This is a genomic window from Acinetobacter sp. USHLN143 (genome assembly GCF_037145695.1).
In the GTDB taxonomy this organism is placed as follows: domain Bacteria; phylum Pseudomonadota; class Gammaproteobacteria; order Pseudomonadales; family Moraxellaceae; genus Acinetobacter; species Acinetobacter fasciculus.
Genome location: NZ_JBBCWZ010000095.1, coordinates 1 through 8,291 on the forward strand (window position 1 = coordinate 1; position 8,291 = coordinate 8,291).

11 protein-coding genes are annotated in these 8,291 nt (G+C 35.2%); 6 read left to right on the top strand and 5 right to left on the bottom strand.

Annotated elements, in window-relative coordinates:
* A partial coding sequence (locus WFH18_RS15730) for a hypothetical protein (protein WP_336755221.1) occupies positions 1 to 182 on the top strand: 182 nt, incomplete at its 5' end.
* Between the two features lie 53 nt (positions 183 to 235).
* On the opposite strand, the gene WFH18_RS15735 is transcribed toward WFH18_RS15730, so the two are convergent.
* The 4 genes from WFH18_RS15735 to mobQ form a co-directional block, all read right to left on the bottom strand.
* A complete protein-coding gene (locus tag WFH18_RS15735; protein WP_202034688.1) occupies positions 236 to 553 on the bottom strand; it encodes a hypothetical protein in 318 nt (105 codons plus the stop codon).
* Positions 554 to 980: 427 nt separating this feature from the next.
* The gene (locus tag WFH18_RS15740) at positions 981 to 1,517 is read right to left on the bottom strand and encodes a plasmid replication DNA-binding protein (protein WP_336755223.1); all 537 of its coding nucleotides are present in this window, start codon (positions 1,515 to 1,517) and stop codon (positions 981 to 983) included.
* A gap of 67 nt (positions 1,518 to 1,584) precedes the next feature.
* Entirely contained in the window at positions 1,585 to 2,508 is a 924-nt protein-coding gene (gene repM, locus WFH18_RS15745; RefSeq protein ID WP_004282204.1) for a replication initiation protein RepM, read from the bottom strand.
* A gap of 525 nt (positions 2,509 to 3,033) precedes the next feature.
* Positions 3,034 to 4,470, bottom strand: coding sequence for a MobQ family relaxase (gene mobQ / locus WFH18_RS15750; RefSeq protein ID WP_336020017.1), 1,437 nt, complete (start codon positions 4,468 to 4,470; stop codon positions 3,034 to 3,036).
* A gap of 209 nt (positions 4,471 to 4,679) precedes the next feature.
* On the opposite strand from mobQ, the gene WFH18_RS15755 reads away from it, so the two are divergent.
* From WFH18_RS15755 to WFH18_RS15775, 5 genes are all read left to right on the top strand, one after another.
* A complete protein-coding gene (locus tag WFH18_RS15755) occupies positions 4,680 to 4,946 on the top strand; it encodes a mobilization protein (RefSeq protein ID WP_121980254.1) in 267 nt (88 codons plus the stop codon).
* Positions 4,947 to 4,960: 14 nt separating this feature from the next.
* On the top strand, positions 4,961 to 5,269 hold the full coding sequence (locus tag WFH18_RS15760) for a hypothetical protein (protein ID WP_001061745.1): 309 nt from the start codon (positions 4,961 to 4,963) through the stop codon (positions 5,267 to 5,269).
* Between the two features lie 217 nt (positions 5,270 to 5,486).
* The gene (locus WFH18_RS15765; protein ID WP_034705538.1) at positions 5,487 to 5,669 is read left to right on the top strand and encodes a type II toxin-antitoxin system HicA family toxin; all 183 of its coding nucleotides are present in this window, start codon (positions 5,487 to 5,489) and stop codon (positions 5,667 to 5,669) included.
* Between the two features lie 203 nt (positions 5,670 to 5,872).
* The gene (locus WFH18_RS15770) at positions 5,873 to 6,283 is read left to right on the top strand and encodes a type II toxin-antitoxin system HicB family antitoxin (protein WP_034705535.1); all 411 of its coding nucleotides are present in this window, start codon (positions 5,873 to 5,875) and stop codon (positions 6,281 to 6,283) included.
* Positions 6,284 to 6,343: 60 nt separating this feature from the next.
* Positions 6,344 to 6,703, top strand: coding sequence for a hypothetical protein (locus WFH18_RS15775; protein WP_034705533.1), 360 nt, complete (start codon positions 6,344 to 6,346; stop codon positions 6,701 to 6,703).
* Positions 6,704 to 6,971: 268 nt separating this feature from the next.
* On the opposite strand, the gene WFH18_RS15780 is transcribed toward WFH18_RS15775, so the two are convergent.
* A complete protein-coding gene (locus WFH18_RS15780; protein WP_034705531.1) occupies positions 6,972 to 7,889 on the bottom strand; it encodes an STM4504/CBY_0614 family protein in 918 nt (305 codons plus the stop codon).
* Positions 7,890 to 8,291: the final 402 nt, after the last annotated feature.

Genomic DNA, 8,291 nt, shown 5'->3' on the forward strand with positions numbered 1-8,291 from the left:
TTTATCCACAAAAAATGTGGATAATTTTAAGCATTCAAGCATTGATAAAATTTAAAAAATCGCAAAATCGACTACTTTTTAAACAAATTTATTGGCAAGAACTATCAAAACCGCTCATAAAAAAGCCGACTTGTTTCAAAATCGGCTTTTTTATTGTTTTTAGATTTTTATGCTTTGAATAAGTATCTGATATTTATATTAATATACAAGTGTACTTCGTATAACCGCCATTATGTTAAATGGAGTCTTTATGAGAAATTAATAATCTATGTTTGTTTGAGATTGAAGTATATTTAAAAAAATTAAGTTGTTTTTTTAAATGCATAACTTCATCTTTTAGTTTTTTGATTTGTTGGTCTCTTTCGTCCCGTATAGGGGCAGTAATTTCACCAAATTTTTTAACTAACTGGCTATATTCAATTAAGTTATTGTAGTCAAGTTCGAAATCTCCGCTTTTTATATATTTAAGTATAGTCGAGCGAGGTTTTCTATACGCTATAGCAGCATCACTGATCGAAAGTTTTTTTAAAAAATGATGATGTTGACTTAGCATATTATTTAACTTAATACATTATTAATTTGGTAGATATATATTAACAAAATTAACAAAATTAACAAATATAAGATATAAATCTTCAATTATTATTGGTTGATAATTGAACGTTTACTTTACACATACCCTACTCTGATAATTTTTCTATTATTAAATCAATACGCTTTTAAGAATTTATATTATTAACATAATACACCTTATACGAAATGCGTTATAATTCTCTTGAAAATTCAACGCTGTAGTTCCTAGTTGATAGCCCGAACATCCCTGTTCGGGCTTTTTTTATCTTTTTTAGTGTTCCACGCTTAATAAATAAGCAATGTTCCACGATTTTATTCAGTTTTAATAAACATCATCCGGTTTTTTGAGGAGTCATTATTTCATGTGCTTGCACTGAAATTGGCTCATCAAAAAAGTGGAGTCCTGGTTAACCGTAAGGAAGGAAAAAACGGCTCAGGAAGCCTCTCTTTTTAGGTGTAGGCTCAATATGTTCTGGAACAGGGATGCATTTGTTCTCTGGAGTAGTCAATCCGTCATAGTTCGATTCAGTCTGTGGCCGAGAATCTGTTGCTATATCCTGTTCAGATTTATGATCGGTAAACGTAGTCATATTGGCTTTTGGAGCTTCCAGTAGGCGCTGCATGGCCTCAATCTGTTCTTGATAAAACGATTCACGTTCTAATGATTGATTTTCTCTCTGTATTGCCTGATTTAATTGTCTTTCCAGCATGTCAACTTGACGTTTTAGCGAGTCAACTTCTGTTAAGTTATGCCTACTAGTTGATTGACTTTGGTTGACACTAGAATTGCTTTTTTGTGGTTCCCCAAAAACTCTCAAGGCTTCTGAAAAGTCAATTAATCCATCCGATCCTTTTGATAAATTTCCTTTCTTTATATGGGCATATACAGCTTGTCTTGAATATCCATATAATTTCGCTAGTTCTGAAACTGACAGTTTTTTCATTATGTAAACCAGTTTTCAAATAGTGTTAATAGTTGATTGTTAACTTTACTATGTCAATTGACATCATTCATTGAAAGCCGACTTTTCGAAGTAATGGCATAAATTCTTTTAATTTATTTGGCTCTTGTAGCATGGTTACAATCCGAGCAGCAAACTGTTCATAGCTTTCATTACCTTGTGAAAGTTTAGCCATCTCAGGAAGTTCTGATAATTTACTAGCAAATAAATATCGTTGTGCATCAGTCAAATTGATTTTTAGCTCTTTGTCCTGACTAATGTCATTGGCTGTATTTGTTGCTGACTTTTTCTGTTTGAAGCTAAATGAAAAGCCCGTAATGGATCTGCCGGTTTTATGTTGTTCAACTTTGACATTAATATCGGTATGTTCATTTACTTGCTTTAATGCAATGTCTAAAACATATTTCTTAAAATCGTACATCCTTTTGTATTCAGTCTCGAGTACACCTATTTTTTGTCTGAAATCGTAGATAGTTATAAGAGGCGTTTTTCCGGTACTACGCCACGCAATCAATATTTCATATAAGCGAACAGCATAAGCACTCGTTAAATTGCTTATTTGCTGTATCTCATACTTTGTAAATTGTTCTTCTAATCGAGTTATTAAAGGCACAATAGCAGGAGCAAAAATAAGTCTAACGACAGCCTCATTATCAATATAAGCAACCTCGCTTACCCATCTTGACTTGTGATTAATGACATTACCTTTTTCACTAAGACTTTGATAACTGAATTGTCTTGCAAATAGGTCATCGCAAGCATCTTTTAAGGCTTGATAAGCAGTATTTCGATGTACACCAAATTGATTGATATAACTTTCAGCATGAACTGTTAATGGATCATTAGCATTTATCCCTTTACCTGATTCCCTGGCCTCAACGATAGCTAAAAGAATTAATCGTTGTTCTACTAGATCAAGGTTATAACTAGCATTAATTAAAGCGTTATCTTTGACAATTAGTTCGGTTTTCATATGAAAAATTTATATTTTTAAGTCAATAAGACGAGGTTATATTATCAACTCGCTTAATGCAAGGTAAACCTCGTTTTAATGCAAGGTAAACCTCGTTTTAATGCAAGGTAAACCTCGTTTTAATGCAAGGTAAACCTCGTTTTATAATCTCTCAAAGCCTTATAAATTCAGGTTTACAGGCTATCTAAAAGCATTTAAAAGCTTAAAAATAATTAAAAGCCCAGGGAATGAAAAATTGCCCTTGGTTTTCGCTTCGCTCAAACTCTATTGAATCTCGCTTTCGCTCGATTCGTCGGGGCAATTTTTGGTTCACGTTTTCGTGACTTTTAAAAAAAGCAAAAGCAACTCGGAATTCGCTGCGCTCATGAACTTTTTTTCTCGCTACGCTCGATTTAAGAATCAAATTTGGAAAGTTCGCACCCATGCGGGATGCTCTGGTATACAGGTGATTGATGGATAGGGAGCTTGTAATCAGGGAAAGGAAAGGGCAAATTTTCTCAGTTCGCTCGTAGACACTCGCTCTGTTTAGCGACTCATGCCACGAGATTTCATTTTAGGCGCATGTTGCTGTGCTTTGAGTTGTTGTTCTTGTCTGAGTTTCAGCTGTTGTTCTGCTTTGATCTCATTCACACATTTTTTAATGACTTGATAGGTTGAGTATAGAGTCTGGTATTGCTTGGCTTTGGCCGGATGTTGTTGTTGGTACTGCTTCCAGGCATGTTCTTTGAACTTTTCATTTTCCAATAAATCCTTCACACCATGTTTTTTCTGGTGTTCATGCTGACCTTTTAGCTTTTTGTGTTCCTGATAAACCTCGTCACGTTGGGCTTCCCAGGCTTTTTTTCCAAACAGTAAGGGTTTGTTCTGGGTTAATTCATTGTGTTGATCGACCAGACTTTGCAACTTGTCATGACTTTGTTTCAGTCTGTTTTTCAAAATGTCTTGGGCGAGCTGCTGACTAAACTCATTTTTATGCTTTTGCATCTTGCCCAAGGTGTTTTCTGCCTTTTTAAAAACATCCTGCATAAATTCTAGGTCTAGATTCGCGTCTTTTGCGCTGATTTCGCGATTTAGCACTTTGCCAAGGGTTTCCCTCTGTTTTTCTTCAAACAGGGCTTTTTCGTCAATTGGTGGCGTTTTAGCACTATTTTTGATTTGGATCTGCTGTTCAGTTTTTAGTGTATTGAGTTTGATCTCATTTTCAGCAATCAGCAGATCCATATTTTTGCCGTATTGCAACTGAGCCTGATTTCTCTGTTTGATTTCGTCATTGCTTCGGCTGATTTCGGTCTCAATCCCTTTTCGGCGCAGTTCGGTGACTTTCGGCCCTTCGTGCAGCGTGGCTTCTAAACCATTCTCCTGGTCTTTGTAGCTGCGGTGGTCGACTCGGGCAGTGTATCCAGCCAGATCCAGGTGCATATTGCAGATATCGGCAAAGTGTTCGCGCCAGTGTTCGATTTCTCCACTGTGTTTCTGATCCAGTTCCCGGGTTTTCTCGGTGAAGCCTTCCGGAGTAAGTTTGCGTGTGCTCATCAGGATATGCGCGTGATAATTGCGTTCATCACTACCAGATCCAGTATGCGGTGCATGAATACAGGCATCGACGGCCACCTGATGTCTGTCCACGATACTGGCGCATAGCTCTTCGAGCATGGCCAGGCGTTGTTCCTGATTTAATTCACTTGGAAAAGCGATTTCAAATTCTCGGGCAACTGTCGAGTTTTTTCGGGTTTCCCGTTGTTCAACTTCGTTCCAGAGTCTTTCCCGGTTTTTTAAATGTTCTGGTGCGCCTTCGGGTAAATAAATTTCTTTATATTCCACACCTGTTTTTTGGCTGTAATCATGTTCTCGGCCCTCACGTTCACAATAGATCTTTTCACCTGCCCGATAGGCAATCGCAGCAGTAGCGGAACGCCCTGCTGATCGTGCTACGGTTTTGACTGAAAAGTGGTAAATCGCCATGCCTATTTTTCGCTTTTAAATTTTCACGTAGTGAAATACAACCGTGGATACGGTTGTCGGGGTATTGGGGAGACCCCAATCGGACTTGCAAACGAAGTTTGCATAAGTGCGCTCTTCGAGGAAAACATTACTATACATATAGCACCTTGAATGCATATTCAAGTGCGCTTATGTTAGGGATGGTTTCCCAGGATGATGGTATTAGATTAATGAGCATTACTGAAACACTAGACAGCAAAATTAAAGCCCAGGAAGAAAAGCTAAAGCAGTTAAAGGCTCAAAGACAGGCAGCACTAGCAAGAGAACGTGCTAAAGAGAAACAACAGACTCGTAAAGATGATACTAGACGCAAAATTCTAATCGGATCCTGTATGCTAAAAATCACTGAAGAAGATGAACAGGCACGGGCTAAATTGATCGCTCAGATGGACCGGTATTTGACGGATGAAAGAGACAGAAAGTTATTTAATCTTTAATGTAGAACTCTAATATGAATAATTTATCAATAACTTCTCCCAAGGCTCCCTTGATTAAATCTTGGTTTGGTTTTGTCTTAGGTGCAGCATCTGTTGCCATAAGTCTATTTGGCTTATCCAAGAGTTTTGATTTAGCCGGAATTTTAAGTACTTTGGGTTTTTTATGTTTTTGGTATCCTTGGAGTCAAATGACTGGTTGGAAGGATCCAATAAAGAACTTTTTCAAAGTAGATGATCAATCAATGAGTAAATCATGCATCTACTTAACATTGATCGCCACAATACTACTTATAACTTCTACCGTGATAACTTTTATTAATTAAAATTCTAGGAAATATCCATTCATTTGGCTTTATACAAAGTGAGGTTTTTACCTCACTTTTTTGATTGCGTATAAGAGATTTTATGTTAAGTAATATTACCATTCATTGATTAATTCTTAATCAGGAATTACTATTTTTATAACCCTGGGGTTATTGACAAAATTATAACTCTGGGGTTATAATCGGTTCCAACAACAACAACTGATTGGGGCCTATTATGAATAGTCGAGCACTAATCAAGATGTTGTTACAGGACGGTTGGATTGAAAGCCGTTGCCGTGGAGATCATCACCAATTCAAACATCCAACTAAAAAGGGACTTGTTACGGTGACACATCCTAAAAAGGATATCCCCATAGGGACTGTGAACAATATCTTGAAGCAAGCGGGTCTTAAATGACCCGCTCTATTCCTACCTAGGTTACTAAAGTTGTTTATTTACTATTATAAGGAGTACGAAATGTGGGCAAATAATCTAGTGGTTTTATCGAATCATGAAGAAAGATTTTGTTTAACTTTTAGAAGTTGCTAAATCTTAATTTGTATCTAAATTTTTTAAGTAAATTTAGCGTGTTATCTAAAAAAACTTATCAGGAGAATGCTATGTTTTTTCCAGTTGCAATAGAAATGGGCAACGAAGAACAAGCTTTTGGTGTGGTTGTCCCTGACCTTCCTGGATGTTTTTCTGCTGGTGATACTCTAGACGAAGCTATCAAAAATGCACATGAAGTCATTGCATTTCATCTTGAAGGCTTAGTTGAAGAAAATGAGGAAATTCCTACTGCTAAAGATTTATCTGTATATATAAATGATCCTGAATATAAAGGATTTGCATGGTATCTATTAGATATAGATATTTCAAAATATATGGGTAAGACAGAAAAGGTAAATGTTTCTTTACCAAGTAGGCTAATTCATATAATTGATGAGTTAGTAGCTAAAGATCCGAAATTTAAATCAAGATCTTCTTTTCTTGCAGCAGGTGCAGAAAAACTTTTAACAACTTTACGTTAAAAAAGAAGGCTCTTTTAGAGCCTTCTTAATTATAAGATTAATAAAAAATATGGGGGAAACATGAACGATAAATTAGAAAATAGTAATCCATCAGACAAACCAACTGCATATGGCGCAATTGGCTTAGCTATATTCTTAATATTTTTTGGTATTTCCTACTTAATTCCAAATATATTTCCTGAAGGATTTTTATTTATCATTGCTGGTATATTAATTCTTTTAGTTAATATCGTTAAGTCTTTTAAAAATATTGGATATGATGGTTTAGAGATACTATTCGGTATAGCTTTTCTAGTATCCGGCTTAAATAAAGTTCTTAAACTAGAAATAAGTTTTATACCCGTTATTATTATTGTTTTAGCTGTTTTTTACTTGTTTAAAAGTATTAATAAGCTAAAAAACGGTCAAGTATTCGACTAATTAATATATAGAATTTCATCAATAAAAAATCCCGGCATCCTGCCGGGATTTTTCGTATTGATTCGTTCAATATAACTCCTGTTGTACCTTACAGTCCTTGTGCTTGTATATTGTTATTCTTGTATGGAGCTTCCTGCTCTCTATGTCACCATAATAGGAAGTTACAGTCTGATCGCCTAGCCGCAAAGGGCCGGGTTTCATGTGAGTATATGCGTACTAGATTGGCTAAAAATTGACTTAGCCTTTATCTAAACTAGAAGAGTTGAAATTAGTTAATAAAATTTTCTTCACATTTGATTAAAAATAATAAATTTGTAGCCGTTAAGTGAAGTGCATAGCTTGCTAGATATTCAGGAACTTTTTTAACTTCATGCCCCTGTCCATGACCACCTTCTTTATTCCGAATTGTTGGTACACCACTTTCAAGTAAAATATTTATTGAAGAAAACTGATTTTGAAGATACTGAGGAATTAATCCATTAGTTAAGCACCCGTTAATTAATTTTTTAGCAGTATCATTCTGGTTAAAGGTCCAGGAATGTTTTTTGTGGATAGACTTCATTAAACTTTCAAAGGATTTAAGGCAATCATTTAGGCATTCTTTATATCGTTGGTGTCGATAGTGTTCATGAGCCGCTAAAAATTCAGCAGAGGCTCCTCGATAATCTTTATTTTTTCCAAGAAGCTCAAGAACAGGTTTTACTACTTCGGAGTGTATAAATTGTGAATCAACTTTAATTAGCTCACCTTCTTCAAATTGATATCCAAGTCCAGCTTCTTTGAATCTTATATTTAATTCATTAATTGCATCATCTGGCTCTTGTTTACGAGAGTAAAAATTGTGGGGAGATTCTTTAACAACGAATTGTATGGCTCTAAAAAATATTTCGATAATATCTAAGACATACTCATAATTTTTTTCGTTTAAGAAAAAATTGAAAATTGCTTCTCTATCGCTATCATATTTATTCCCAAGAGAAAATTTTCCGTACTCTTTGCAAAGTATTTGATGTATCTCTTTATAAAGATTAGCAACATGACTGTTATTATCGTTGCCAAAACTCTCTTCTACTATATGAATAATTTGTACACGAAGTTTGTTGGAGATTTCATTATATTGATAAACATCGGGTACTTCTCCCCGTAATTCTTTTTGTCTTTTTGAAAATAATGAAAATACACTCAATTTATTTATCTCAAGTTCTTTAATAGGTTGATATTATAATTATATTTTATTCGTTTTACTAAAATTAACATACTATGAATTATGCGAATCAAATTTTGGTAATAAAAAACCCCGGCATCCTGCCGGGGTTTTTCGTATTGGTTCGCTCGGTATAACTCCTGTCGTACCTTACAGTCCTTGTGCTTATCTATTGTTATTCTTGTATGGAACTTCCTGTTCCCGATGAGTTCATCATAGGAAAATTCACCTCTCCTGGACAGCCGTAAAGAACCGGAATTTACGTAAGCCCAGGCGTACAAAATAGCCTAAATTTTATCCACAAAAAATGTGGATAATTTTAAGCATTCAAGCATTGATAAAATTTAAAAAATCGCAAAATCGACTACTTTTTAAACAAATTTA

Bases quoted from the DNA above. Each gene is read 5' to 3' on its own strand.
- WFH18_RS15740 (WP_336755223.1), bottom strand. From the start codon at position 1,517: ATGAAAAAACTGTCAGTTTCAGAACTAGCGAAATTATATGGATATTCA.
- WFH18_RS15735 (WP_202034688.1), bottom strand. From the start codon at position 553: ATGCTAAGTCAACATCATCATTTTTTAAAAAAACTTTCGATCAGTGAT.
- mobQ (WP_336020017.1), bottom strand. From the start codon at position 4,470: ATGGCGATTTACCACTTTTCAGTCAAAACCGTAGCACGATCAGCAGGG.
- WFH18_RS15775 (WP_034705533.1), top strand. From the start codon at position 6,344: ATGAACGATAAATTAGAAAATAGTAATCCATCAGACAAACCAACTGCA.
- WFH18_RS15755 (WP_121980254.1), top strand. From the start codon at position 4,680: ATGAGCATTACTGAAACACTAGACAGCAAAATTAAAGCCCAGGAAGAA.
- WFH18_RS15765 (WP_034705538.1), top strand. From the start codon at position 5,487: ATGAATAGTCGAGCACTAATCAAGATGTTGTTACAGGACGGTTGGATT.
- WFH18_RS15770 (WP_034705535.1), top strand. From the start codon at position 5,873: ATGTTTTTTCCAGTTGCAATAGAAATGGGCAACGAAGAACAAGCTTTT.
- WFH18_RS15760 (WP_001061745.1), top strand. From the start codon at position 4,961: ATGAATAATTTATCAATAACTTCTCCCAAGGCTCCCTTGATTAAATCT.
- repM (WP_004282204.1), bottom strand. From the start codon at position 2,508: ATGAAAACCGAACTAATTGTCAAAGATAACGCTTTAATTAATGCTAGT.